This is a genomic window from Litoribacter ruber, assembly GCF_018449405.1.
Lineage (GTDB): Bacteria > Bacteroidota > Bacteroidia > Cytophagales > Cyclobacteriaceae > Litoribacter > Litoribacter ruber.
Genome location: NZ_JAHCMY010000001.1, coordinates 824545 through 851091, shown reverse-complemented (window position 1 = coordinate 851091; position 26547 = coordinate 824545). Strand labels below are relative to the sequence as shown.

General features: G+C 42.9%; 21 protein-coding genes. 13 read left to right on the top strand and 8 right to left on the bottom strand.

Translation table 11 applies throughout. The features are described 5' to 3' along the window. Window positions 1-4 precede the first annotated feature (4 nt). From hisD to KI659_RS03580, 4 genes are all read left to right on the top strand, one after another. The gene (hisD, locus tag KI659_RS03595) at window positions 5-1300 is read left to right on the top strand and encodes a histidinol dehydrogenase (RefSeq protein ID WP_213943957.1); all 1296 of its coding nucleotides are present in this window, start codon (window positions 5-7) and stop codon (window positions 1298-1300) included. Then, a complete protein-coding gene (gene hisC / locus KI659_RS03590; protein ID WP_213943956.1) occupies window positions 1297-2361 on the top strand; it encodes a histidinol-phosphate transaminase in 1065 nt (354 codons plus the stop codon). The genes hisD and hisC overlap by 4 nt, the downstream gene beginning before the upstream one ends. Beyond that, on the top strand, window positions 2358-3452 hold the full coding sequence (hisB, locus tag KI659_RS03585; RefSeq protein ID WP_213943955.1) for a bifunctional histidinol-phosphatase/imidazoleglycerol-phosphate dehydratase HisB: 1095 nt from the start codon (window positions 2358-2360) through the stop codon (window positions 3450-3452). The genes hisC and hisB overlap by 4 nt, the downstream gene beginning before the upstream one ends. A gap of 97 nt (window positions 3453-3549) precedes the next feature. Continuing rightward, window positions 3550-4344, top strand: coding sequence for a tetratricopeptide repeat protein (locus KI659_RS03580; protein ID WP_213943954.1), 795 nt, complete (start codon window positions 3550-3552; stop codon window positions 4342-4344). Here the strand turns inward: KI659_RS03580 and KI659_RS03575 are convergent. Continuing rightward, window positions 4328-5218 (bottom strand): ATP-grasp domain-containing protein, encoded by an 891-nt coding sequence (locus KI659_RS03575; protein WP_246535274.1) that lies wholly within the window; start codon window positions 5216-5218, stop codon window positions 4328-4330. The two genes, KI659_RS03580 and KI659_RS03575, sit on opposite strands and share 17 nt — an antisense overlap. 97 nt (window positions 5219-5315) lie before the next feature. Between KI659_RS03575 and KI659_RS03570 the strand changes: the two genes are divergently transcribed. Then, window positions 5316-6062 (top strand): polyprenol monophosphomannose synthase, encoded by a 747-nt coding sequence (locus KI659_RS03570; protein WP_213943953.1) that lies wholly within the window; start codon window positions 5316-5318, stop codon window positions 6060-6062. A gap of 8 nt (window positions 6063-6070) precedes the next feature. On the opposite strand, the gene KI659_RS03565 is transcribed toward KI659_RS03570, so the two are convergent. After that, window positions 6071-7288, bottom strand: a complete 1218-nt coding sequence (locus KI659_RS03565; RefSeq protein ID WP_213943952.1) for an ABC transporter permease — start codon at window positions 7286-7288, stop codon at window positions 6071-6073. A 40-nt stretch (window positions 7289-7328) separates the two neighbouring features. On the opposite strand from KI659_RS03565, the gene KI659_RS03560 reads away from it, so the two are divergent. The 6 genes from KI659_RS03560 to KI659_RS03535 all read left to right on the top strand — a co-directional run bounded on the left by KI659_RS03560 (window position 7329) and on the right by KI659_RS03535 (window position 14126). Beyond that, a complete protein-coding gene (locus tag KI659_RS03560; protein ID WP_213943951.1) occupies window positions 7329-8528 on the top strand; it encodes an exo-beta-N-acetylmuramidase NamZ family protein in 1200 nt (399 codons plus the stop codon). A 149-nt stretch (window positions 8529-8677) separates the two neighbouring features. Further along, window positions 8678-9871, top strand: a complete 1194-nt coding sequence (locus tag KI659_RS03555) for an ATP-binding protein (RefSeq protein WP_213943950.1) — start codon at window positions 8678-8680, stop codon at window positions 9869-9871. Between the two features lie 120 nt (window positions 9872-9991). Then, a complete protein-coding gene (fmt, locus tag KI659_RS03550) occupies window positions 9992-10912 on the top strand; it encodes a methionyl-tRNA formyltransferase (protein ID WP_213943949.1) in 921 nt (306 codons plus the stop codon). A 63-nt stretch (window positions 10913-10975) separates the two neighbouring features. Beyond that, complete coding sequence (locus KI659_RS03545; protein WP_213943948.1) at window positions 10976-11470, top strand: dihydrofolate reductase; 495 nt, start codon at window positions 10976-10978, stop codon at window positions 11468-11470. Continuing rightward, the gene (locus tag KI659_RS03540) at window positions 11467-12723 is read left to right on the top strand and encodes a competence/damage-inducible protein A (RefSeq protein WP_213943947.1); all 1257 of its coding nucleotides are present in this window, start codon (window positions 11467-11469) and stop codon (window positions 12721-12723) included. Before KI659_RS03545 ends, KI659_RS03540 begins: the two co-directional genes overlap by 4 nt. Window positions 12724-12806: 83 nt before the next feature. Further along, entirely contained in the window at window positions 12807-14126 is a 1320-nt protein-coding gene (locus KI659_RS03535; protein WP_213943946.1) for a dihydrolipoamide acetyltransferase family protein, read from the top strand. A 36-nt stretch (window positions 14127-14162) separates the two neighbouring features. On the opposite strand, the gene KI659_RS03530 is transcribed toward KI659_RS03535, so the two are convergent. From KI659_RS03530 to KI659_RS03510, 5 genes are all read right to left on the bottom strand, one after another. Further along, a complete protein-coding gene (locus tag KI659_RS03530) occupies window positions 14163-16904 on the bottom strand; it encodes a PAS domain-containing sensor histidine kinase (RefSeq protein ID WP_246535272.1) in 2742 nt (913 codons plus the stop codon). Window positions 16905-17035: 131 nt separating this feature from the next. Beyond that, entirely contained in the window at window positions 17036-18040 is a 1005-nt protein-coding gene (locus tag KI659_RS03525) for a cysteine protease (RefSeq protein ID WP_213943945.1), read from the bottom strand. Between the two features lie 36 nt (window positions 18041-18076). Then, window positions 18077-18307: a hypothetical protein gene (locus KI659_RS03520; RefSeq protein ID WP_213943944.1), complete on the bottom strand. Its 231-nt coding sequence runs from the start codon at window positions 18305-18307 to the stop codon at window positions 18077-18079. Next, on the bottom strand, window positions 18304-18720 hold the full coding sequence (locus KI659_RS03515) for an OsmC family protein (protein WP_246535271.1): 417 nt from the start codon (window positions 18718-18720) through the stop codon (window positions 18304-18306). The genes KI659_RS03520 and KI659_RS03515 overlap by 4 nt, the downstream gene beginning before the upstream one ends. An 82-nt stretch (window positions 18721-18802) precedes the next feature. Further along, window positions 18803-22183 (bottom strand): methylmalonyl-CoA mutase family protein, encoded by a 3381-nt coding sequence (locus KI659_RS03510; protein ID WP_213943943.1) that lies wholly within the window; start codon window positions 22181-22183, stop codon window positions 18803-18805. Window positions 22184-22587: 404 nt separating this feature from the next. Here KI659_RS03510 and KI659_RS03505 point away from each other — a divergent pair, with 404 nt between their 5' ends. Together KI659_RS03505 and KI659_RS03500 are read left to right on the top strand one after the other, a co-directional pair. Then, complete coding sequence (locus KI659_RS03505; RefSeq protein WP_213943942.1) at window positions 22588-23694, top strand: site-2 protease family protein; 1107 nt, start codon at window positions 22588-22590, stop codon at window positions 23692-23694. Between the two features lie 26 nt (window positions 23695-23720). Further along, window positions 23721-25016, top strand: a complete 1296-nt coding sequence (locus tag KI659_RS03500) for an acetyl-CoA hydrolase/transferase family protein (protein WP_213943941.1) — start codon at window positions 23721-23723, stop codon at window positions 25014-25016. A 4-nt stretch (window positions 25017-25020) separates the two neighbouring features. Here KI659_RS03500 and KI659_RS03495 read toward each other — a convergent pair whose 3' ends face one another. Next, a complete protein-coding gene (locus KI659_RS03495; protein ID WP_213943940.1) occupies window positions 25021-26463 on the bottom strand; it encodes a tetratricopeptide repeat-containing sensor histidine kinase in 1443 nt (480 codons plus the stop codon). Window positions 26464-26547 lie beyond the last annotated feature (84 nt).

Below are 26547 nucleotides of genomic sequence, written 5' to 3'. Positions count from 1 at the left end.
TAAGATGAAAATACTCAACAACCCATCCCAAAAGGACTGGAAAAAAGAAATCGCAAGGCCTGTCTTTAAGTCCAAGGAAATCCAAAAGCTGGTCAAGCCAATCATGCGCAAAGTCAAACGACAAGGAGATAAAGCCCTACAGAAGTTTGCATTTGAATATGATCATGTAGAGATTACTGACCTTTTGGTAAGTCGCAAGGAAATTGAGCAGGCTAAAGAAAAGGTTTCTGCCGAACTGAAGCAGGCCATTCAGGTTGCCCTGGAAAACATTGAGAAATTTCACGAGGCACAACAAATTCCGGATCTCAAAATGGAGACCATGGAAGGGGTGACCTGCATGAGAAGAAGTGTGCCCATTCAGCGTGTAGGACTTTACGTCCCAGGAGGTACTGCCCCCTTGTTCTCTACAGTTTTAATGCTGGGAGTACCAGCAAATATTGCGGGATGTGAGGAAATTGTGCTATGTACACCCCCCAACAAGGAAGGAAAAATTCACCCGGCCATATTGTATACAGCGGATCTAATCGGTATTGATAAAATCGTAAAGGCAGGCGGCGCACAAGCAATAGCTGCCATGACTTATGGCACCGAGTCTGTCCCCAAGGTGGATAAAATTTTCGGTCCTGGAAACCAATACGTGACCGCTGCAAAGCAACTGGCCACCAAAAAGGGCGTTGCCATCGACATGCCAGCTGGACCTTCGGAAGTGTTGGTGTATGCTGATGAAACTTCTATCCCATCCTTTGTGGCGGCCGACCTATTATCCCAAGCAGAGCACGGTGTGGACTCACAGGTAATTTTGGTAGCCAACACCGAAAAGGTAGCCAAAGCTGCTATCATAGAAGTAGACAAGCAACTTGAAAAACTCCCCCGCAAAGCCATTGCAGAAAAAGCACTTGATAATTCTGTAGCTATTGTGATGAGTAACGAGGATAAAGCCCTAGCCTTGATCAATGAATATGCTCCTGAGCATTTGATTTTGGTAGTTGAAAACAGTGACCAGGTTGCCCTGAAGATTAAGAATGCAGGTTCTGTTTTCATCGGTAATTTCACTCCAGAATCCGCTGGGGATTATGCTTCTGGCACCAACCATACTCTACCCACCTACGGTTTCGCCAAAAGCTTTAGCGGCGTATCGCTTGACAGTTTTGTAAAAAAAATCACCTATCAGAAGTTGAATGCAAATGGCATCCAAAATTTAGGGCCGACTATAGAAGTAATGGCAGGGGCTGAACTGTTGGAAGCCCACAAAAATGCCGTCAGTTTACGCCTGAAATATTTAAAGGAAAAGGAGTCATGAGTTTTGATTTAAAAAGCCTTTTAAGACCTCACATTGCAGGCCTTAAGCCCTATAGCTCAGCAAGGGACGAGTATGCCGGCAAAGAAGGCATATTCCTAGACGCCAACGAAAACCCATATGGCTCCACAGCTCCGGGAAACTTTAACCGATACCCTGATCCCTATCAAATTGAAATAAAAGAGAAGCTGGCTGAAATCAAAAAGGTAAAGCCAGATCAGGTATTTTTGGGAAATGGCAGCGATGAAGCCATTGACTTGTTGTTGCGCGCATTTTGCAACCCTGGAAAAGACAACATGATCATCCTCCCCCCCACTTACGGTATGTATGAGGTAAGTGCGTCAATAAATGATGTGGAGATTAAGCGGGTTCCATTAAGCGAAGATTTCCAGCTGCAGCCCCGGAAGATTTTAGAAGCTGTAAATGATTTCACCAAAGTGATCTTCATCTGCAGCCCTAATAATCCGACTGGAAACTTGATGAAAAAGAAAGACATCTATCAGGTGTTGGAAAATTTCAACGGGATAGTAGTAGTTGACGAAGCCTATATAGATTTTGCGCCGGAAGTCAGCATGGTTGCCGAACTTGAAAAGTATCCTAACCTAGTGGTCATTCAGACTTTCTCCAAGGCTTGGGGACTGGCTGCATTGCGGATCGGAATGGGGTTCGCCTCAACGCAGATCATCAGCATCCTAAACCTAATCAAACCGCCCTATAACATTAGCGGTCTGACTCAGGAAAAAGTCCTTGAAGCACTATCACTTCCAAACGCCGTGTATGGCATGGTGGGGAAAATCATGGAAGGAAAAAATGAACTGGTTAGAAAACTTGAGGAAATGGATGAAGTGATCCAAGTCTACCACTCAGATGCCAATTTCGTTCTAGTAAAAATCCCACAAGCCAAGGAAATTTACCATTATTTGATTGAGGAAAAAATCATCATTCGGGACAGAAGCAAAGTCACCTTATGCGAAGACTGCCTACGAATCTCTGTGGGCACTCCTGAAGAAAACGAGGCCTTCCTTACTGCATTTGCCTCGTACACCAAACCAACTACAAAATGAAAAAAGTATTATTTATAGACCGTGACGGCACTATTATCATTGAGCCACCGGTTACCTTTCAAATAGATAGCTTGGAACTGCTGGAATTTTATCCGGGAGTAATTTCCAATTTGAAAAAAATTGTGGACGACACCGAATTTGAGCTGGTAATGATTACCAATCAAGACGGTTTGGGAACGTCCTCTTTTCCTGAAGAAACCTTTTGGCCAGCACAAAACAAGATGCTTCGGATATTAGAGCAAGAGGGTATTTTCTTCAGGGAAATCCACATCGACAGATCGTTTGAACATGAAAACTTACCAACCAGAAAACCTGGAATTGGCCTTTTGCAACATTTTCTGAATGGTGACTACGATCTGGAAAACAGCTTCGTGATCGGTGACAGACTATCTGATGTCAAGCTTGCTGAAAATCTAGGCGCCAAATCGATTTTTATCGGCGACCCTGTCGACTCTGCCGCCCTATCCACAAAATCCTGGGAGGAAATTTATAATTTCCTTAAAAATCCTTCCAGAAAAGCTTCAGTGGAAAGGAAAACTTCTGAAACTGAAATTAAAATAGAAGTCAACCTTGACGGAACGGGAAAGTGCGATATCGACACCGGTTTGCCATTTTTTGACCATATGCTCGAGCAGCTCGGGAAACATGGAGGCACTGACCTCACGATCAAGGTGAAGGGCGACTTGCATATCGATGAGCACCATACTATCGAGGACACTGCCTTGGCCCTCGGTGAGGCTTATCTCAAAGCATTAGGGAACAAAAAAGGAATCTACCGCTATGGATTTCTACTTCCTATGGATGATGTATTAGCTCAAGTGGCCATTGATTTCGGAGGAAGACCTTGGATGGTCTGGGAGGCTGAATTTAAAAGGGAAAAAATCGGTGACATGCCAACGGAAATGTTTTTCCATTTCTTCAAGTCTTTTAGCGATACAGCCAAATGCAATTTGAACATCAAAGCGGAAGGGCAAAATGAGCACCATAAAATTGAAGCAATCTTCAAGGGCCTAGCCCGTGCGATAAAAATGGCTGTAGCCTACGACCCAAAAAGCAAAGACCAGCTACCAAGCACAAAAGGGGTATTATAAAGCTTCTGGGGCCCAATGAGCCGGGTCCCAGAAATATTTTTTAGTTAAGGCTTTTAATTGAAAAACTTATTCATTAGTTTCGATTAAAACCACAGCCATGAAACACCTTTCCGTCCTATTCTGCATTTTTGCTTTAGCACTTTGTTCATGCGGCTCATCCTTTGAAAGCGGGGAGGCCTATTATCAAAGTGGCAATTATGAAAAAGCCATCTCTAGCCTTAACAAAAGCCTTTTCTTCAATATCACCGACCTCAAAGCCTTACATTTAAGAGCCAGAGCTTATGAGGAAATCGGCGACTTTGAAAACAGTGCAAAAGATTACAAAACCATTATCAAATTAAAACCTACCTATGCACAGGCCCATGCAGGCTTAGGTAGTTTAGCTTTTAAATTGAAGGATTATAAAACCGCGGAAAAGCACCTATTAATTGCTTCTTATCATGATGTCGAGGATTTTGACATCCTTTTTTTATTAGGAAGGGCAATGATTGTGAATGAGAATTATAAATCTGCAGAGGAATTTCTGGAGCTAGCCCGAGACCTCCGGCCCAAAGAACCGATGGTTTATTATTATCAGGGCATTGCTAGGGGAAAACTTGGTGACCCAGCTGGCACCGCCGGAGCTTTTAATATGTATGTGACCTTGGAGCCCGAAAATATTCAAGGGCTCTATAATCGCGGGTTTGCTTACATGACTATTGGAATGAAAGAATGGGCATTGGAAGATTTTGACAAAGTGCTTAAATTAAACCCAAAGCACTATGAAGCGATGGCCCGGCGGGGAGTTTGCCTTGCAAAGCAAAACCCCTCCAAAGCGTGCGCCGACCTATCACTGGCAGCCAAAAACGGGAGCAAGTATGCACAGGAAAACTTGACTAAATACTGCCAATAGCCAATTTTTCCTTCAATGCTGCCATGTAATTCTTTTTTGCCTCTGGATGGGTGAAAAGAAACAGATAGGGTTCAATAAGTTCAAGTTCCATCAAATAAAATACGCCTTCAATCAGAACACCGTCAACCCTGGCGTATAGGCAGTCCTTGGCAAAATCCTCAACTATTTTTGTAGCGCTATCCATAAGCGAATCTGAGGGCTGAATACTGCTGATTTTACCTCCAAAGAAATGTTGTACTCTAAAATCTCCCTCTTTCGGGCTTTTCAGGACTGCATGAGAAAACTTTCCATTGAAAAAAATAAGGCTATACTCCCCTTCCGCGATTATCTCGGGAATGAAAGGCTGAAGCAAAAAGTCTTCATTTTTCACCAATTCGTTTAGACTATCACTTAAAGAGTGAGTGCTGCCCTTGATGAGTCTTAGGGTATTTTTGGCCCCACCACTTATGGAGGGCTTAAAAATAAGGTTATCAGTGGCAAACTCATCAAACATCGGCTCGATGTGAACCGGTTGATTTTGCTTTAAAAAACGAGTCGGGATGATCCTATGGCCCTTTCCCTGAATTTCCTGCAGGTATTTCTTGTCGGAATTCCACAAAACTGTTTTTAAATCATTGAAAACAGGAATTCCTGATACGATCATGTTTTCACACCAGTTTTTAAATTCAAGGTATCGGTCAAAATAATCCCAAGGTGATTTGACGACTAGGTGGGTGTATTGATTCCAGTTTACAGCGGGGTCAGACCAGACCTCAAATTTGAAGTCAAATCCTTCGGCAGCAAGAAGTTCAGAAACAATAGCGTCCTCGCTTTCCGCATTATTGTTATAGTTTCCCAAAGATTGGCAAGTCACTACACCTATTTTCACCGACATGTCATCATAAGTTTTAGGGGGTTAAATTTGGTATTTTTTTCCGTAAAAAACGGGTAAATTATCATTTAGTTATAATTTTGGTCTTTAATTGTGAAAAATGACTGACAGCAAGCTCGTAATTATTCCTACTTATAATGAAATGGAAAACATCCATGACCTTATTGAAAAGGTGATGAGTTTGCCCGGAGATTTTCATGTGCTTATTATCGATGATGGGAGTCCCGATGGAACTGCCCGGGAGGTGGAAAAATTGCAGGAAAAATATCAGAATAGACTTTTCTTACTCAATCGGGGCGAAAAACTGGGCTTGGGAACAGCCTACATCGAAGGTTTCAAATATGCCCTTGATAAAGGTTATACATATATTTTTGAGATGGACGCCGACTTTTCCCACAATCCCGAGGACTTGGTGAGGTTATTTGAGGCTTGCTCAAAGGATGGCTATGACATGGCCATCGGCTCACGATACATCACCGGAGTCAATGTGGTCAACTGGCCCATGGGGCGTGTATTGATGTCCTTTTTCGCCTCCAAATATGTGCAATTCATCACCGGCATCCCTATCAAAGACACCACGGCTGGCTTTAAATGTTACCACAGAAGGGTGCTGGAAACCATAAAGCTCGATAAGATCAAATTTATAGGGTATGCTTTCCAGATTGAAATGAAGTTCACAGCCTGGAAGCTAGGTTTCAAGATCATTGAAATCCCCATCATTTTTACCGACCGCACCAAAGGCACCTCCAAAATGTCCAAGAACATCTTTAAGGAGGCCGTTTTGGGCGTTATCTATATGAAGGTCAAGAGCGTTATTAAACCTAAAAAATACCGAAGAGCGGCCTAAATCAGCGATTAATCAAACCTTATCGCCTTAATGGGTTTCACATTTGCAATCATCATTGCCGGAATGAATAAGACAGCTGTAGTGACAACCAAGATGAGGATATTGATTCCAATTAGATAGGGCCATTCCCAGTGCACCGGCACATAATCCATGTAGTAATTTTCAGGGTCAAGCTTGATTAGGCGAAAGTGGTCCTGAAGGAAGCCAAATCCCAACCCCACCAAATTACCGATCAACATCCCCCTACCGATTATCCGGATACCATTCCACACAAAAATCCTTCGGATCTGTCTATTTCGAGACCCTAAGGCTTTTAGGATTCCAATCATTTGAGTTCTCTCCATAATCAGGATAAAAAGAATGGAAACCATGTTAAAGGCTGCCACGAAAAGAATCAAAACCAGAAAGACGTAAACATTATTGTTTAACAGCAACAGCCAATCGAAGATCTGAATATATTTATCCGTGACCTTCACTACGTTGAGGTCGTAATCCACCCAGTCGTAAAAATCATCCGCATATTGATCAATCTTTTTGGGATCGTTTATAAAGACCTCAAACCCTCCAACTTTGTCCTTACTCCAGCCATTCAGGTTTCGGATAGTTTGTATGTCGCCAATAATGATTCTATCATCAAAGTCCTCCAGAAAAGTCTCGTAAATTCCCACCACCTCAAACCTTCTAAACCTGGGCGGGTCCTGTACAAAATACATGGTAATCTTATCCCCCACCGCAAGTAAGAGTTTATTGGAAATAGTTCGGCTGATCAGGATTTCGTTTGAGGCCGCTTGGTCATCAAAATTGATGAAGCGCCCTTCCTTCAGGGATGTCGAGAAAGTCGCCACATCATAGCTTTCCCCCACCCCTTTGAGTATAACGCCTTCTACCTCCTCATCACCTTTCAATAGACCAGGTTTTTGGGCAAATTCCTGAACATGGGAAATGTAGGGAATGTCCTGATAATTGTTGTAAAACTGGCTGTTTTTTGAGGTGGGAGTATCGTCTAGGATATTTCCAGCAGAAAAGCGGTGCACCTGATAATGCCCTGTAAATGAGAAGACCTTTTCAGCTATTACATGCCGAAAACCACCCAAAATCAAGAATGCTATCAGCAAAATGGCCAAACCTATTGATATACTGGCTACAGCGATATTGTGAATAGTACCCGTAAAACCGCCGGTCCTTTTAAAGCTAATTCTTTTGGCAATGAAATAGGAAAGGTTCAAGGAGTTGTTTTATTTTGTTTAAAATCCATTGCAAATTAACATGAAGCATTTGAAATTAATATTAATCCTAGGTTTTTTAGCCAATACCCTGGCATTTTGCAGCCCCGCGGAAAACTATCAGGAAGAGGAAACCCAGAAAACTAAAACCTCCGCCATCACCGGCGCCGACAGGCATTCGGAATACCTGCCTATGATCGAAGGCAAAAACATTGGCCTTGTGGTAAATCAAACCTCTATTCTACCTCAAAAAGACAACCTTCATTTGGTTGATTTTCTTCTGGGTGAAAATCAAAAGGTTAAGAAAGTATATGTCCCCGAGCATGGCTTCAGAGGTGATGCCGATGCCGGAGAAAAGGTGGAAAATGAAGTGGACCAGAAAACCGGCCTTCCCGTAATTTCCCTTTATGGCAACAATAAAAAACCCAGCAAAGAAGCCTTATCAGGAATTGACATCTTGATCTATGACCTCCAGGATGTGGGGGTGAGATTCTACACCTATATCAGCACCCTCCATTACGTGATGGAAGCCGCAGCCGAGCAAAACATTCCCGTTATCATTTTGGACAGGCCAAATCCTAATGGGGACTATGTCGATGGTCCAGTATTGAAGGAAGGATTTACCAGCTTTGTAGGCATGCACCCAATTCCTGTTGTGCATGGACTGACAGTTGCCGAATTAGCGCAAATGATTAATGGCGAGGGCTGGCTGAAAAACAAGGTAAAAGCTGACATCAAAATAGTTAAAACTGAAAATTGGGACCACTCCCAGCCCTATTCTTTACCTGTGAAGCCATCTCCAAACTTGCCGAATGATATTTCTATAAGGTTATATCCTTCTCTTTGCTATTTTGAAGGGACTGATATTAGCTTGGGCAGAGGTACAACCTTCCCTTTTCAGGTTTATGGATACCCTGATGAAAGCTTCGGCGAATTCAGCTTTACCCCGACCAGCATCCCTGGTATGTCCAAAAACCCTCCCCATCAGGACAAAACCTGTTATGGTAAGGATTTGAGAAACGAGGATCTGAGCCACCAGTTTACATTAACTTACCTTCTTGACGCTTATAAAAAATCAGGCAAGAAGGAGAAGTTCTTTAACGCTTTCTTTGACAAACTTGCCGGGACTGACCAACTTAGGAAAGACATTCTTGCAGGAAAGCCAGAGAGTGATATTCGAGCTTCTTGGGACAAGGATTTGGCAGAATATGAAAAACTAAGGGAAAAGTACCTTATATACTAAAAATCACAAAACATTTAAAATGGGCTATATTAGCCCATTTTTTTTTGCCAAGAACATATTGCTTATTACGATAAACATAATTTAATAAAACTGCTTACTACAATAAGCAATAATTGATTATATTTGCTAACTGCAACAAGCAATAGACCATGGGACCATTGTTCGAAAAATTTTTTAGGAAAATAGAAGCCACTGAAACTACTTTCTTGAGGAGCGCCATGGATAGAATCCATTGGGAGGCTAGGCTAATAGGAATCAAAGGAGCTAGAGGGGTCGGTAAAACCACTTTAATGCTCCAATACATAAAGATGCACCTCCCGCTTGACGGAGCGACCTTATATGTTAGCCTTGACAACATATGGTTTGCCAAGAATAGCTTATACGACTTGGCGGATGAGTTTGTGAAAAAAGGAGGCAGGCATCTATTTTTGGACGAAGTACACAAATACCCGAATTGGTCCCAAGAAATCAAGAATATCTACGATGATTACCCTGAACTCCAAACTGTATTTACAGGGTCCTCTATGCTGGAAATTCTAAATGCAAGTGCAGATCTGAGCAGAAGGGCAATCATTTACCAAATGCAGGGGCTATCTTTTAGGGAGTATTTAAACTTGAAGTTGGGAAAAGATCTTCCCATATTTAAATTGAAGGATTTGCTTGACAATCATTCTGAGTTGGCGAGGGGTATTCTAAAAGACATAAAGCCGCTTCAGCATTTTGATGATTATTTAAACAATGGGTACTACCCTTTTTTCCAAGAGGTGCCTGATTTGTACCATCAGCGGATTGAAGAGGTGGTCAACATGTCCTTGGAGATCGAACTGCCCTTGTTGCGCAAAGTCGATATAGCTTACATTCCCAAGCTGAAGCAATTGCTGCAGATCATTTCGGAATCAGTGCCTTTTATCCCGAATGTCACCAAGCTTAGCCAAAGAATTGGGATCAATCGAAACACCTTTATTAGCTACTTGTTCTTCTTGCAGGAAGCCCATCTCACCCGAAATTTGTACAAGGACGTACGCGGGATAACTCAGCTGCAAAAGCCCGATAAAATATTTTTGGAAAACACCAATTTCCAGTTTGCTTTTGCCCCAGAAAATGCGGACCAAGGCAATCTTCGGGAAACCTTTTTCCTCAATCAGGTCAATTACTTTCATGAGGTTGAATATATGGATAAAGGGGATTTCATGGTGGACAGAAAGTTCACTTTTGAAATCGGCGGAAAGTCGAAGACCACAGAGCAAATCAAGAATTCAAAATCAGGCTTCGTGGCTGCAGACGGGATTGAGTATGGGATTGGCAACAAAATACCGCTTTGGTTATTCGGGTTTATGTATTGAGGATCAAAATAGAGGCAAAAAAGACTGGAGATCGCAAGATTTCAAGGAGGGCGTTATGCCCAAAAAATCGTAATATTGGATAGCAAAAAGACCTGCCAATTTTTTGGCAGGATCACAATTATGGATAAAACACTTCGAATCATTTATATGGGCACGCCAGAATTTGCCGTGCCCTCTTTAGACATATTGGTTGAAAACGGATGGAATGTAGTAGCGGTCATTACTGCTCCAGACAGGCCAAAGGGACGTGGACAAAAACTCATACCCTCTCCTGTAAAGGAGGCTGCATTAAAGCACAATTTACCCGTCCTCCAGCCTACCAACCTGAAAGATCCAGAATTTATCGAGGAATTGCGGTCATATAAAGCAGACCTGCAAATTGTGGTGGCTTTTAGAATGCTGCCTGAAGCAGTTTGGAATATGCCTTCAAAGGGCACTTTCAACCTTCACGCTTCTTTGCTTCCCAATTACCGCGGCGCAGCGCCCATCAATTGGGCGATCATAAACGGTGAAAAGGAAACCGGTGTGACCACCTTTTTTCTTAAACACCAGATCGACACAGGGAACCTTATCTTTCAGGAAAAAGAAACCATCCTTCCTGAGGACAATGTTGGAACGCTTTATGAACGCCTGATGGAAAAGGGTTCAAGACTTGTGTTAAAAACCGTTGAGGCAATCCAAGAGGGAACGGTTGAGCCTGTTCCACAAGACGAAAGCAAGGCCCTCCATGAAGCCCCAAAGATCTTCAAGGAGACCTGCATGATCGACTGGAACCAACCTGCAGAAAAAATCCACAACCTCATTAGAGGGTTAAGCCCCTACCCAGCAGCCTGGACTGAAATAAATGGAAAAACCTGTAAAATTTTTGCTAGCGAGATTATAGAAAAGTCGTCAGGAAATACTCCTGGCAAAATAAATTCTGACGGCAAAAATTACATCCACTTCCATTCTCAGGACAACCTATTGGCCATTAAAGAACTGCAATTGCAGGGTAAAAAACGGATGGGTACTGAGGAGTTTTTGAGGGGAAACAAATTGTAGGAAGAAGCGATTTAAGCTATAATCCCAAGGAAGAATATTTGTACTACCAAACACCTTTTTAATTTGAAAGTCTCACTTATAGTCGCCAAAGCCGAAAACAATGTCATCGGCAAAAACAATGATTTAGTCTGGAAGCTCTCAGACGACCTCAAACATTTTAAAAAGACCACGACCGGCCAGCACCTCATAATGGGCCGGAAAACATATGAATCCATGGGTAAGCCTTTGCCTAACAGGACTTCAATCGTAGTCAGTAGAAATGAAGATTATTCGGTTCCAGACGAGCATTTTTGCGTTCAAAACCTGGAGCAAGCTCTGGCTTTGGGAAAGAAGCTGAACTTGGAAACCATCATAATAGCGGGGGGAGGAGAGATTTATAAGATGGCTTTGCCATACGTAGATGAGATGATTATCACTGAAGTTAAAGTAACTCCAGAAGGCGACACCTTTTTCCCTGAAATCAACTGGTCGGAATGGCAAGAAACAAAACGGGAGCATTTTGAAAAAAATGACAAGAATGAGTATGCTTTTGACATTGCGTTTTATAAAAGAAAATGAGAGAAGTAAAAGCTGAAATACTGGCTATAGGCGATGAGTTGCTTTACGGCCAGATTATGGATACCAATAGCTTGTGGATTAGCCAGCAGTTGACAGATATTGGGGTAAGGGTGGTACATAGGGCCACCGTGGGTGATAATGAACCTGCCATATTGGAAGCGTTCAAAGCCGCACAGCAACGGGCAGACATCGTATTGATCACCGGGGGACTTGGCCCTACAAGGGATGACCTGACCAAGCCTCTTTTAGCAAAATATTTTGATTGTGACATTCAATTGGTCCCTGAAGCATTGGAAGCAGTAAAATCCTATTTTGCCAGAAGGGGCCGAGAATTGACAGAATTAAATATTCTTCAGGCCCACCTGCCCACCAAATGCACCTATGTGCCTAACACCATGGGTACTGCTCCCGGAATGTGGTTTGAGGAAAATGACACCCTTTGGATGTCGATGCCAGGGGTACCACATGAAATGAAAAAACTGATGGAAACCTTTGTGTTTCCTCAGTTGAAAGAGCGTTTTTCATTGCCTGTGATTTACCATAAAGTGGTCAAAACCGTTGGGATCGGGGAAAGCTGGCTGGCGGATAAAATTAGGGATTGGGAAGACGCTCTCCCTTCACACATCAAACTCGCCTATCTGCCCTCTATTGGCTTGGTGAGGCTCCGGCTAACAGCTTTTGGTGAAAAAATCAAAGAATTAACGGTTGAAGTCGAAGAGCAAATTGAAAAACTTTTGCCTTTGGCAGGAAAATATGTTTACGGCTTTGATGAAACAAGTTTGGAAGATGCTGTGGGCCAACTTTTGAGGAGTCAAAATAAAACTGTAGCTTTAGCCGAGAGCTGCACGGGCGGCTATATTTCTCATCTGATCACTAGCGTGGCCGGGTCCAGCGCCTATTTTAACGGCAGTATCATACCTTATCATAACCAGTTTAAACAACAGGTTTTAGGCGTAAAAAAGGATACCTTAATTGACCACGGAGCCGTAAGTGAAGAAACGGTAATAGAAATGGCCAGTGCGGTTCGCAAAACTTTTGGTTCTGATTATGGACTGGCCAGCAGTGGTGTGGCTGGGCCGGGTGGCGGATCGGATGAAAAGCCCGTTGGAACCGTTTGGATAGCCTGCGCGTCAGAGGATGGTGTCAGGACGAAGAAACTTCAATTAACCGATGACAGGATGATAAACATTCAGCTTTCGGGAATTTCGGTTTTGAATTTGTTAAGATTGGAAATAAATAAAATTACCGAATGAATTTTTACCTGAATGATTTTGCAAAGCAGGAATTAAAATTTAATTTTAAAATTCAGAAATAAACCCAATTAAATAATTTTCATATGGCAACAGTAGAAATGGTGATGCCCAAGATGGGTGAGAGCATTATTGAGGGTACCATCCTCACCTGGCTGAAGAGCGAGGGAGATGCTATCGAGCAAGATGAATCCGTACTGGAAGTGGCTACCGATAAGGTCGACACAGAAGTTCCAGCCACTCACGCCGGCACACTTAAACAGATTTTAGTAAAAGAAGGCGATGTAGTAGCCGTCGGCGCCCCTATTGCCATCATTGAGGTAGAAGGCGAATCCAACGGGACTGGCGCTCCTGTAACCTCTACCGCTCCAGCACCAAAGGAGAAAAAAGAGGAACTTTTAGCCGCTGCGCCAAGCCAAACCTCAACCATCGTAGCACAGCCGGATGACTCAGGTGCAGGCGACGATAGATTCTATTCCCCTCTTGTTCTTTCTATTGCCAAAGAAGAAGGTATCAGCAAGTCGGAACTTGCCACAATCACGGGCTCTGGCAAATCAGGCAGAGTGACCAAAAACGACATGCTCGCTTATGTGAAGCAAAGAGGGACTGCTTCCCAGGCTACTTCTCAGCCTGAACAGGCAGCCTCTTCAAAACAAGCTACCGCACCTGCGCCGAAAGTTAGTGTAAGTGTGAATGCTGGGGATGAAATCATTGAAATGGATAGAATGCGCAAAATGATCGCTGAAAGAATGGTGGATTCCAAGCGCATTTCCCCACACGTTACTTCCTTTGTAGAAGCGGATGTTACCAACATTGTTCTTTGGAGAAACAAAGTAAAAAACGGCTACAAGCAAAAGCATGGCGAGCCATTGACCTTCACTCCTTTCTTCATTGAGGCGGTAGCCAAGGCCATTCAGGATTTCCCTATGATCAACATTTCCGTAGATGGAGACAAGATCATCAAAAGAAAAAACATCAACGTTGGTGTGGCTGTAGCCCTTCCATCAGGCAACCTTATTGTGCCGGTGATCAGAAATGCCGATCAGCTTAATCTGACAGGACTTTCTAAAAAGATTAACGATCTGGCCGGCCGTGCAAGGATCAATAAGCTTTCTCCTGACGAACTATCAGGTGGCACCTATACAGTATCCAACGTGGGATCTTTCGGCAATGTGATGGGTACGCCTATCATCATGCAGCCTCAAGTAGCCATCTTGGCCGTAGGAGCGATTACCAAGAAGCCAGCTGTGGTAGAAACCCCAACTGGTGATGTGATCGCGGTAAGACACAAAATGTTCCTATCCCACTCCTATGACCACAGAGTTGTGGATGGCTCTTTGGGGGGACAATTTGTAAGAAGAGTAGCAGATTATCTGGAAGCTTTCGATCTAGATACCAATATTTAAGAATAAAAAAACCGAGATTTGAATCTCGGTTTTTTTTTATCCATAAATATTCTGATAACTTATTTTGATTCTTTCAGCGATTTGGTCAATCTTAACAGGTTTGGTCAGGTAATCATCCATACCGGCTTCGTATGCTTTTTCAATTTCATCCTTGAATATATTGGCTGACAACCCAATAATGGTAGGCTTATGGTCCCCTTCAATTTCTCGGATGGCTTTTGTAGCTTCCAGTCCATTCATCTTGGGCATTTGATTATCCATAAAGATCAGGTCGTAACGCTTACTTTTGCACATGGCCACAGCTTCCACCCCATTCTTGGCAAAATCAGGAATATACCCCATCTGTTTAAAAATTATGGACATGAACTGAATGTTGATTTCATTGTCTTCAGCCATTAGGATCTTAAGCGGATACTTATCCGATAGAGCGCTGAGATTTTCCTCTGGCAAGCTCACTTCTGTAGGGCTTCCCACCTCGGATTTATCTATTGGCTTTTCGCCCACGGTCACAAAAAGTGTAAAGGAGAAACTGGAACCTTTGCCTTCCTCACTTTCTATATGAAGACTGCCACCCATCAATTCGATAAGCTTGTTGGCAATAGCCAGGCCCAGTCCTGTGCCAGTATATTCCCTGCTTTTCGATCCATCCACTTGGGTAAATGGATCTGTCAAGGTAGAAATCTTATCCTCTGGTATACCAATCCCCGTATCGCTCACGGTGAAGTAAAGCATGATGTTGGAATTAAGGATCTGCTCACTGGTCACCTTGATGGTAATATCCCCATCCTTTGGAGTAAACTTCACCGCGTTTCCGACTAGATTGAATAGAATCTGGAATAGCTTGTCCCTATCCATCAAAATCCAATTAGGCGTAGATTCTTCGATCTCAAGCTTAAGATTGATTTTTTTCTCAGCCACTAAAGCGGAGAAAATATTGACCACCTTATTTACTTGCTCACGGAAATTGATGTCGGTAAGGTTGAGTTCAAGTTTACCCGCTTCAATTTTACTGTAATCAAGGATATCCTTAATTATGGTCAACAAGCTGTCTCCGGAATCCCGAATCACCTGGATAAACCGCTTTTGCTCTGGAGAGAGGTTGGTGTTGGCCAACAATCCAATCATGCCCAAAAGCCCATTCATAGGAGTTCTGATTTCATGGCTCATATTGGCAAGGAAGTCACTTTTAGCCCTACTGGCCGATTCCGCTGCTTCTTTTGCCTCGCGCAAACCTTTTTCAAGAAGCTTTTGACTGGTCACATCACGCCCAAGTGACATCACCCTTTCCTCATCAAGTTTTATGAATCTAATTTCAAAATACTTCTTGCCGCCTTGAAGATAAACCTGCATTTCTCGAGTTTGCATTTCACCAGTCTCTGCAGTTTTCTCCAATGCTTCCATCATTTGAACATTGTATGGCCCTGGAAGCACTTCCAAAATAGTTTTGCCTAAACCTTCTTCAGGCGGCATCAGCAGCATGCTGGCGTCCTTGACATGATAATCTTGGAACACTCCATAATTGTCATAAATAAAAACTATATCCGGTATGCTTTCCAATACCGATCTCAGGGTATTTTCACTCTTGATAATATCCTGCTCGGCAAGGTGCTTCTCTGTAATATCGGTACAGATACCTACACTACCTGACAGTTTGCCATCCTCATCGTAATACAATCTTTCGAAGTTTTTAGTCCGAATAACTTCCCCATTCTTTTTAACCAGATCACACTCAAAGTTCAGATAGTCCTTTCGAGTTCTAACTGCCTCTTTGGCTTTTTGACGTACGTGACGGAGTTCGTTATGCGGGAAAATTCTTCGGAAATTATCCATGAAGTCCTCCTCTGTATATCCTAGCACCGATTCAATATTTTCGCTTACCTTGAAAATCTTGCCCTTTGCATCATGATAATACACAAAGCTATTGGACTCCTGTAGCAACATGGTTTGCTGCCTGAAGAGCTGGTTGAGTTCAGAAGTGGTACTGCTAAGAAGCTGATAGCTTTCGGTGGTTTCTTTGGAGAACTTAAAGAGCATGACCATCAAAACACATAATAGTAAGAATAACAGTGCAAAGAGGTAAAAGTACGCTTCATAGATACCGGATACAATGGTACGCTTCTCCAAAAAGAAAACAAAAGCGTACTGATGATTCAGCTGCCTGATTTTAAAGGGATATTGGGCAGCCAGTACCTTTATTTCCTCGCCGTCCTTAATGATTGTTCCCTCATAATTTCCTTTTAATCCAGCGACCACATCATAGGATATTTTTTGGGCAAGGGATGGCGAATAATTAATTTCATGCTGCTCGGATTGACCATTCAATATCTGAAACGTGTCCTGGGCATATAATGCCTTGTAACCATCACTTCCCAAATAATAACTGTCAACGTGGTTCTGGAAATAATTCTCGAGATTGACCTTGACGATCACCCTAATCTTATGGACCGGCGTGGTAATGATAAAGCTTTCCCGGGGGTCATACTTCAACACCTCATTGGACAATTCCCTGGTGATATGATTATCCTGTTGGGTAGAATATATGATGAGGCCATCCACCGTTGGATGTTGGATAACCAGCTGATCAATTAGGTTTGAATAATTGTTTAGTAGCCGCCGCGTTCTCACCTCGTTGGCGCCATCGGCCACTGTGGAGCCATGCATGCTTTCCAAAATGCTGGCATAATAAATAATATCCTCTTCAAGGGAATTGAATTTCCGCTGTGCCTCGTTGGCGGCTACTTCCGACTGCTTTTTGAGCAGCTCCTCTTTGGTTTCCAAAAGGTTTGAGGAAAGGGCAGCATAGAACAGGTAGCCTAAAAATAGAATTAATAGGACAGAGACGAGGGACAAGCCTGTCAACACCCAAAATCGTTGGGGGCGATCAATATTTTGGTCTAAAATGCTCCCTTTCACAAATTATTGATATCAATAATATACCAGTTTAAAATATTGAGCCTTTTACAGTAGACTTGGTTGGTTTTACCATCCAGACTTAACTCAAAGCTGTTATCTTTTTCAAGCAAAAATCTTGAGATCATCCTTCTGACTTCTTTGTTTTTGGATTTGAATAGGTTAAAATCTTCTACCGGGAAGTTATCAGTATTGATGGTCTGAATATACGTATGATTTTTCAGTGGCGGCATATCTAATGCTTCGATGGCGTTGGCCTTGCCGGCTATAATAGTGCCTCCCGCATCCACAATTACCAAATTTTTGGCCGATTTATCCAGAAAATTCCCGACTAAATTATTTACGGTGATATCAAATCCCAAAACCCCCTGGAGTTTGTTTTGGTAGTAAACTGGGTGAATCAAGGAAAGCACCCATCCCCTTCCCACAGGGTCAATATAAACTTCCTCAAGCCATTTAGCCCCCTTTTGGGGATTTCTCACCTCATCACCCATATAGTAAAAATTGAAGGTAGTCAGGTCAAGATCAGGGTCTACCATGGTCAATACACTGTAATTGGGATAGACCCTGGAGAATTGGTTTTTGGTGTTATAAAACACCTGAGAAACAATAGGATTGCTATTAACCAAGCGGGAGAAAAGGGAATCCTGGCTTTCCGTGAAATAAGCCTGCCGCATAGCCTCTTGCCTATTGGAGGTAAGTGTGGAGATATACACGGCACTTTCCTCCGCCTGTGGGTCGGGATTGTAAAAAACCCCAGAGTCACTAAAGGCAAACTTATTCCTATTTGCTTTGTCAACCAGGTCATTTTGGTTTTCATACAAATAAGTAGTGAAGGTTGCTAACTCTGCAATCTCAGTCTCCAGTGGGGTAAGCTCAGATTCGATTTCCTGAATGACGCTGTCGATTTGGGCAAAGTTATCTATATCTCGCTTACTCACCTTATCTTCACATTGGAAGAATAACATTGCCACAAAAATCAACAATAAATAACTATATTTCATCTTAAAATTATCAAATCAGCGCCAAAATTAAAGATTTTATAACTGATTATAAAGCGATTGGTGCATTTCCTCGAATCTTTTTTGAACAGCGTCAAAAAACGGCCCTCCCAAAAACTGATCAAGGTCTGACTCCTCCAAAATATCTGTTTCGCTGACTTTAAAGGTTTGCTCAACCATACCCTGCTCAAATTTGAGCAGGTATTTGTTATTCCAAGAAAAGATGCTAACCCTTACATCACTAACGGTCATCTCTTTTACTATTCTCATGGCCGCTTCACTTCTGAACTATACGTGATCTCTGATTTCAGAGAAGAGGCCACAGAGCAATATTTATCTACGGATAATTTGATTACCTTGGCCAACTCCTCTTCCTTTGCATCAGAAGAGACCAGAGTAAAGTGCATATGGATGGTTCTATAGAAAGCCGGAATCCCATCATTTCTCTCCCCTTCCACATCAATTGTGAAGTCCACTACTTCCTTCCTTTTCTTCTTCATCATTGACACAGCATCTACGACCGCACAGCTCCCTAGAGCAGAAAGCAACAGCTCCATAGGGGATTGATGCTTTTTTTCTTCGCCATCATACATATCAATGCTCACTTTGTTGCCAAAAGCATTTACGGCTTCATACTCGTGATCAGCCAGCATGCTGATCTTTATTGTTCTTTTATTAGACATGATAGAAATTTTATTCCAACAGAAATGGGCCATTTCCAGAACGACCCATTTCTAAATGTTTAGCTAATATACTAAATAAGTTTTACATATTGCGGCGGTACTGCCCTCCCACTTCATACAAGGCATGTGTAATCTGCCCTAACGAACAATGCTTTGCAGCCTCCATAAGCTTATCAAAGAGATTATCATTCTGTACAGCTGCTTTCTGCAAATCTTTCAACAATTTACCCGAAAGGGTTTCATATTTCTTATGAAGGTTTTGCAAGGTTGATATCTGTGCTTCTTTTTCTTCCTGTGTGGCTCTGATCACTTCACCTGGAGTCACCGTAGGCGAACCATCTGAAGAAAGGAAAGTATTTACACCAATGATTGGATATTCACCTGTGTGCTTCAGCATTTCATAATGAAGGCTTTCCTCCTGGATCTTACCTCTCTGGTACATAGTCTCCATGGCACCCAACACGCCCCCGCGCTCCGTGATTCGGTCAAATTCAGCATAAACTGCTTCTTCCACCAAATCAGTCAACTCTTCAATGATAAAACCACCTTGGATTGGATTTTCATTCTTGGCAAGCCCCAGTTCTTTGTTAATGATCAATTGAATGGCCATAGCTCTTCTTACAGAGGCTTCTGTAGGCGTGGTAATTGCCTCATCATAGGCATTGGTGTGAAGTGAGTTACAGTTGTCATATATAGCATAAAGAGCCTGAAGAGTAGTTCTAATATCATTAAAATCAATCTCCTGGGCATGCAATGATCTACCGGAAGTCTGAATATGGTACTTCAGCATCTGAGACCTGGCATTGGCGCCATACTTAAGCTTCATGGCTTTGGCCCAAACCCTTCTGGCTACTCGGCCGATTACCGCATATTCCGGGTCAATCCCGTTTGAAAAGAAGAAGGAAAGGTTTGGCGCAAACTTGTTGATATCCATACCTCTTGACACATAGTACTCCACATAGGTAAAGCCATTGGAAAGTGTCAGGGCCAACTGTGTAATCGGATTGGCACCTGCTTCTGCGATATGATAGCCGGAAATAGAAACCGAATAGAAGTTCCGGATGTTGTTTTCAATAAAATACTGCTGAACATCCCCCATCAACCTCAAGGAAAATTCTGTGCTGAAGATACAGGTGTTTTGGGCCTGATCTTCCTTCAAGATATCAGCCTGAACAGTCCCTCTAACTTTGGCAATGGTATCAAACTTTATCTTTTGATAAATGTCAGCAGGCAAAACTTGGTCACCAGTGACACCCAAAAGCATCAGCCCAAGCCCATCGTTTCCTTCAGGAATGGTACCATGGTATTGAGGTCTCTCTACACCTTTTTCAGAGTAGATTTTATCGATTTTCTGGTTGACTTCTGCTTCCAGCCCGTGTTCTCTGATATAAAGCTCACACTGCTGGTCAATAGCAGCGTTCATAAAAAAGGCAGTCATGGTAGCCGCTGGCCCGTTGATGGTCATTGAGACAGAAGTCATCGGATCTGCCAGATTGAATCCGGAATATAGCTTCTTGGCATCATCCAAGCAACAAATGTTCACTCCGGAGTTACCTATTTTCCCATAAATATCAGGTCTGTAATCTGGATCTTCACCGTACAGCGTCACCGAGTCGAAGGCAGTGGATAGCCTTTTGGCGGGCATGCCTTTGGAAACGTAATGGAAACGCTTGTTGGTTCTCTCAGGTCCGCCTTCACCGGCAAACATCCTGGTTGGGTCCTCCCCTTCTCTTTTGAATGGAAAAACTCCCGCGGTGTAAGGAAACTCACCCGGCACGTTCTCCTTCAATCCCCATTTCAGCAAATCACCCCAAGCCTCGTACTTTGGAAGGGCTACTTTTGGAATACGGGTATTGGCCAGCGAGCTGCTAAAAGTCTTAACTTTAATTTCCTTGTCCCTTACTTTAAAGGTATAATAATCTTCTCCATACTTGCCCACAGTGGTATCCCACTCTTCCAGCCATTTCTTATTTTTTGGATCAAGCTCAAGTTCAACCTTGGCGTATATTTCTTCCAGCTCCTTCACCAAACGGTCCTGATCCTCCACGCCTGCACCTTTGATCGCTTCGATGGATTTTTTGAGGCTGAAAAGCTTTTGGGCAACCTCTTTCTGCTCCTCAACCCACTTGTCATACTGACGGTTATTTTCCGCAATTTCAGACAGATAACGGGTTCTAGCCGGAGGGATGATGAAGATCTTTTCAGACATCTCCCCAGTGATCTCAAAGCTGGAATTCAAGTCGGCTGAGGTCTTCTCTTTTACTTTTGAAACGATAGCCTTATACAGGTTGTTCATTCCCGGGTCGTTAAACTGTGAGGCGATGGTTCCGAATACCGGAATATCCTCATCGGCAGTTTCCCAGAGGTTGTGATTCCTCTTATATTGTTTTTTGACATCACGAAGGGCATCCTGTGCACCACGCTTGTCAAATTTATTCAAAGCGATTATGTCTGCAAAATCCAGCATGTCGATCTTTTCCAATTGCGTGGCCGCCCCGTATTCTGGAGTCATCACATATAAGGAAAGGTCGGAGTGCTCGATAATTTCAGTATCAGACTGGCCAATACCGGAAGTTTCGAGGATGATAAGGTCAAATTGCGCAGCTTTCACAATATCCACAGCATCCTGCACATATTTAGAAAGGGCAAGATTGGACTGTCTCGTAGCCAACGAGCGCATATACACTCTTGGATGGTGGATGGCGTTCATTCTGATCCTATCTCCAAGAAGTGCTCCACCGGTTTTCCTTTTGGAAGGATCTACTGAGATGATCGCAATGTTTTTATCCTCAAAATCTATCAAAAATCTTCGTACCAACTCATCCACCAAAGAGGACTTACCGGCGCCACCTGTTCCGGTAATCCCCAATACTGGGGTTTTGGATTGATGACTCGTATTTCTTACCTCCTCAAGTTTTCCCTTGGTTTCTTCAGGATAATTCTCAGCGGCAGATATCAGTTTGGCAATAGACTGCTTGTCGCATCTGGTGATCTTGTGATCATCGGAAAGATCTTTCCCAACAGGAAAATCGGCCAACTTCACCAAGTCATTGATCATCCCTTGCAAGCCTAATGAGCGCCCATCATCAGGAGAATAGATTCTGGTAATGCCGTATTCATGCAATTCTTTAATTTCTTCCGGAAGGATGGTCCCCCCTCCCCCACCAAAAAGCTTAATATGCCCAGCACCTTTTTCCTTCAAAAGGTCATACATATATTTGAAAAACTCGACGTGCCCACCTTGATAGGATGTAATGGCAATGGCCTGCACGTCTTCTTGGATGGCACAATCCACAATCTCCTGAACCGACCGGTTGTGTCCTAAATGGATCACTTCACAGCCGGTAGATTGGATGATTCGCCTCATGATGTTGATAGCGGCATCATGGCCGTCAAAAAGGGATGCAGCCGTCACAATTCTGATATGATTGTTTGGCTTGTACAACGTTTGACTAACTGACATATATTTGGGTTTTTGCTTCTATTTCAACCGAGCAGAACTGTTCTAAGTTCTGGAATTGCGAATATACTAAAATATATGTATTTCTATAAATCAAAAACCCTACTGACTCAAAACATTGTTTTGTTCTACAATGGTCAAAACCCATAAAACCATACTTTTATTTATCTTTTTTTACTTATTAAAAATATTGAAAGGAGTTTATTTATAAAGAATTATAAGTATCTCCTAATTACAATCATCAAAAAACCTGACAATGGTCATTATTTTAAGACACTCGGTGGGCGTTCTTTGCAGAGAAATCAAAGGAAAAATTGTAAATTGATCCAAAGGGCAAGACATTAAACATTTTGCCATTCAGCATGTAGTAGGCACATAACCATTGACTTAACAGCCAAAAATAGAGCATGAAATTCTCTTTATATCTTGGAAAATATAGCGGCATCAAGGTCTTTATCCACTGGACTTTCAGCTTGCTTTTGATTTGGATCTTGATCTCCAGCATGCGTTCAGGATTGACAATGGAGGACACCGCCTGGACAATTGCTTTTATTTTGGCTATCTTTTTCTGTGTGCTTCTCCATGAGTTTGGCCATGCCCTCACTGCTAAGAAATACGGAATCCAGACGCGGGATATTATCTTACTACCTATTGGAGGCTTGGCGAGGCTGGAAAAACTCCCAGAAGACCCCAAGCAGGAGCTTTGGGTAGCTATAGCCGGTCCACTAGTCAATATCGTCATCTTTCTGTTGCTGACTGTCGCCATCAGCTTTGTAGGCTTCGACCTGAACCAAATGGAGGATATACGCTTAAATGGGCAGACAATTTGGCTATATCTAGCCACCGCCAATCTTTTTTTAGCCATCTTCAATATGGTACCGGCATTTCCAATGGATGGCGGCAGGGTGTTGAGGGCCTTGCTTTCGATCAGGGTACCAAGGGTAAGGGCTACCGAGATCGCTGGAGGCATAGGCCAGATATTGGCTATTGGCTTTGTCTTTCTAGGCCTATTCTACAACCCCATTCTCGTCTTAATTGGTATTTTCATCTTCCTTGGAGCATCCGCAGAAGTGACCCAAACGAAAAACCAATCTTTGCTACATGGCTTCAAGGTCAGCGATGTGCTGATGAGTCGGTTTCCCGTGATAAGTTTTGACGCCCCCTTGAGTAAGGCAATTGAAAAACTTCTGGATGGTCAGGCTACCCATTTTGTGGTGGTGCGTGACGATGAACCAGTGGGGACCTTGAGCCGGGAGGAGATGATCAAGGGGCTCAATGAGGCCGATGATCAAATCTTGGTGGAAAAAGTGGCCAATTTGACGCCTTTGGTACTAGAGATATTCATGCCACTGGAGGAGGCCATGAAGAAAATGGCCGCCGAAAACCAAAAAGTCGCCCTGGTATATGAAAACCACCATTTCTTGGGCATGCTGGACCAAGAAAACATTTCTGAATTTATCATGGTAAAATCTGCCTTAATCAATAAACAACAGGCTGAAAACATCGCAATGTAACTCATATTCTAAATCAACTATCACCTATGTATTACTCTTATACCTCAGCTGAAGAAGCTGTCAAAATCGTAAAAAGCCAACAGAGAATTTTTGTACATGGAAGTGCGGCGACACCGACTGTCATGTTAAAAGCCCTAGCCAATCGTAAAGAGGAATTGGAAAATGTGGAAGTGGTGTCAATCTCCACCTTGGGAGAAATGCCTCTTGCCCAACCTGACTGCAAAGGCAGTTTTTTTATTAACTCTCTTTTCGTGTCCGAAAATGTGAGACAGGCGGTGAATTGCGAACAAGGAGGATATGTACCAATATTTTTGAGTGAAATCGGGTTGTTGTTTAGAAGGGACATCCTGCCTATTGATGTGGCCATACTGCATGTTTCCCCACCTGATGCACATGGATACTGCTCCATGGGAGTTTCAGTTGACATTGCGAAACCTGCAATTGAGAAGGCCAAGATCATCATAGCACAGGTGAACAAAAGGATGCCCAGAACGCATGGAGACGGCTTGATCCACTTTAGTAGATTTCACGCTGCCGTAGAGGTAGACGAGGCCTTACCTGAAGTAAATTACGGATTGAAGTTGGGAGAAAGAGAGCTTACCATTGGAAAATATATAGCTGAACTGATTGAGGACGGTTCTACCCTCCAGATGGGAATCGGCGCCATCCCGGATGCGGTTTTAAAGGCACTCACTACTCACAAGGACTTGGGCATTCACACCGAGATGTTTTCGGATGGAGTAGTTGATCTTTTGGACACAGGTGCAATTACCAACAAATACAAGAAAAAGCATCCAGGCAAAATAGTTACTTCCTTTGCCATCGGAACCGAGAAACTATACAATAGGGTGAATGACAACCCTGAATTTACCTTCCATGAGGCGGCGTATGTCAACGATACCGCAGTGATACGGAAAAACCCGAAAGTGGTTTCCATCAACAGCTGTCTTGAAATTGACCTTACCGGGCAGGTTTGTGCTGATAGTATTGGAAGTTACCACTACTCTGGTGTAGGTGGACAGATGGATTTCATGCGTGGAGCGGCTCTTTCAGAAGGTGGAAAACCTGTGATGGCACTCAATGCGGCCACCAAAGGCGGCAAATCCAAAATCGTCCCTTTCCTCAAGCAAGGCGCGGGTGTGGTGACCACAAGGGCACATATGCATTATGTGGTCACCGAGTACGGGGTTGCTTACCTGTATGGGAAAAACTTGAGACAAAGGGCTTACGAATTGATGAAAATCGCTGCCCCTGAGCACAGGGAAGACCTCGAAAAAGCCATTCATGAAAGATTTGGCCAATTTATATACGCTTTCCAGTAGGTTGCTATTTTACCTGTAATACTGACTCGTCAACCAAGGAGAAGGTCAGGATAAACTCTGTACCTTCTCCTTTTTTACTTATGATCTCCAAAGAAGCCCCATTGTTGGTCATAAATTGTTTTACCAACAAAAGACCGAGGCCAGAGCCGGATTCGTTTTCAGTGCCCAAAACAGAATCCATCATTTTCAGGTCACTTCCTTTCAAAAACTCAATCTGACCCTGCTCCATACCTAATCCGGAATCTTTAATATGGAGGTTTACCAGATTACCATCAGCAAAGGAATAGAAAAAGACAATATGCCCTTCTGCCGGGGTAAATTTAATGGCGTTGTTTAATAAGTTTTGAAGGATGATCTTCAGGTCACCTATATCAAATAAGATATGAATCTCCTCAGATTTATCGTGCCTCACGCTGATTTTCTTTGCGCCGGCCTGAAATTCATATAGATCTATAACATTCTCTATCTCTTGGGTCAGATCCAACTTTCGCTGATTCACCTTGGCGCCCTCAAGCTGCTGATTAGCCCATTGTAGCAATTGAGCCATCATCTGGTCCGTTTTCACAATCTGTTCATACAGCAAGTCCAAGGCCTGATCGGTTTCTTCTTGGGTGAACACCCCTTCTTTTTGCAGCTCCAAAAGTTGCTTGATGGAGTTGATCGGAGAGCGAAGGTCGTGGGTCAGCACTGAGAAAATCCTTGTTTTCGCTTCATTCAGTTGGTTCAAGGATTTGTTTTTTGTCGAAATCTCCTTTTTCTGCTTCTGTATGGCTTTGTTTTTTCTTTTGAGGGTCTTATTAAAAGCTTCCTTATGCTTTAAACTTTTCCGATAAATAAAGACAATAAAAACAAAGCCCATCAAAACCATCACTAGTAGAGACAGGATGAAATTCTTTCGGATCACAACGTCATCCATCAAATCCTTCTCCGTTCGCAAAACCTCATTTTCGGCCTTGGCTAACTTTAATTCCAGAGCCGAAATCTGAAGATCCTTCGATTCTGAGTAAAGGCTGTCGCTATAGCTTTTGTGAAGCCTATTAAAGGCCAAGGCATTTTCATAATCACCTTTGGCTTCATAAATATTGGCCAAGGACACGGTGACCCTACACAAATCCCAGTAGGCGCCTACAAACAACCCGTATTCATACCCTTTCTGAGCCATCACCAAAGCATCGTCATATTTGTGCTGCATCTGTCTCACTTCAGCCAAGCCCGTAAAAGCAAATGTTTTCTCCCAATTGTTGATGATGGCCGAATCTTTTAATACCTGATGATAGTATTTCTCAGCCATAGGAATATTGCCGGTATCAAAATAGGTTTTGGCCAAGCGGTTTTGGATCATGTATTTAAGATGATCTGAAGGATCCTTGAGCACCTTTTCCAAACTACCGATAAGTTTTTCCAAGGCAGTGTCAAACTCTTTCAGCTCAGCATAGGCAATTCCCATATTGAAAAGATTTTTGGAAAGGGCCTTAGTGTCCTTTATGTCTTCATTCAGGATCAGTGTGGTTTCCCAAATCTCGATGGCATC

What these genes read in the sequence shown, in the direction of transcription:
- KI659_RS03520 (WP_213943944.1), bottom strand. Translation starts at nt 18,307, where the DNA reads ATGAGAATAGTAAAAGAGATGACCGTTAGTGATGTAAGGGTTAGCATC.
- KI659_RS03495 (WP_213943940.1), bottom strand. Translation starts at nt 26,463, where the DNA reads ATGGGAATTGCCTATGCTGAGCTGAAAGAGTTTGACACTGCCTTGGAA.
- KI659_RS03570 (WP_213943953.1), top strand. Translation starts at nt 5,316, where the DNA reads ATGACTGACAGCAAGCTCGTAATTATTCCTACTTATAATGAAATGGAA.
- KI659_RS03540 (WP_213943947.1), top strand. Translation starts at nt 11,467, where the DNA reads ATGAGAGAAGTAAAAGCTGAAATACTGGCTATAGGCGATGAGTTGCTT.
- KI659_RS03515 (WP_246535271.1), bottom strand. Translation starts at nt 18,720, where the DNA reads ATGTCTAATAAAAGAACAATAAAGATCAGCATGCTGGCTGATCACGAG.
- KI659_RS03560 (WP_213943951.1), top strand. Translation starts at nt 7,329, where the DNA reads ATGAAGCATTTGAAATTAATATTAATCCTAGGTTTTTTAGCCAATACC.
- KI659_RS03500 (WP_213943941.1), top strand. Translation starts at nt 23,721, where the DNA reads ATGTATTACTCTTATACCTCAGCTGAAGAAGCTGTCAAAATCGTAAAA.
- fmt (WP_213943949.1), top strand. Translation starts at nt 9,992, where the DNA reads ATGGATAAAACACTTCGAATCATTTATATGGGCACGCCAGAATTTGCC.
- KI659_RS03535 (WP_213943946.1), top strand. Translation starts at nt 12,807, where the DNA reads ATGGCAACAGTAGAAATGGTGATGCCCAAGATGGGTGAGAGCATTATT.
- KI659_RS03575 (WP_246535274.1), bottom strand. Translation starts at nt 5,218, where the DNA reads ATGTCGGTGAAAATAGGTGTAGTGACTTGCCAATCTTTGGGAAACTAT.
- KI659_RS03580 (WP_213943954.1), top strand. Translation starts at nt 3,550, where the DNA reads ATGAAACACCTTTCCGTCCTATTCTGCATTTTTGCTTTAGCACTTTGT.
- KI659_RS03510 (WP_213943943.1), bottom strand. Translation starts at nt 22,183, where the DNA reads ATGTCAGTTAGTCAAACGTTGTACAAGCCAAACAATCATATCAGAATT.
- KI659_RS03525 (WP_213943945.1), bottom strand. Translation starts at nt 18,040, where the DNA reads ATGAAATATAGTTATTTATTGTTGATTTTTGTGGCAATGTTATTCTTC.
- hisD (WP_213943957.1), top strand. Translation starts at nt 5, where the DNA reads ATGAAAATACTCAACAACCCATCCCAAAAGGACTGGAAAAAAGAAATC.
- hisC (WP_213943956.1), top strand. Translation starts at nt 1,297, where the DNA reads ATGAGTTTTGATTTAAAAAGCCTTTTAAGACCTCACATTGCAGGCCTT.
- hisB (WP_213943955.1), top strand. Translation starts at nt 2,358, where the DNA reads ATGAAAAAAGTATTATTTATAGACCGTGACGGCACTATTATCATTGAG.
- KI659_RS03555 (WP_213943950.1), top strand. Translation starts at nt 8,678, where the DNA reads ATGGGACCATTGTTCGAAAAATTTTTTAGGAAAATAGAAGCCACTGAA.
- KI659_RS03505 (WP_213943942.1), top strand. Translation starts at nt 22,588, where the DNA reads ATGAAATTCTCTTTATATCTTGGAAAATATAGCGGCATCAAGGTCTTT.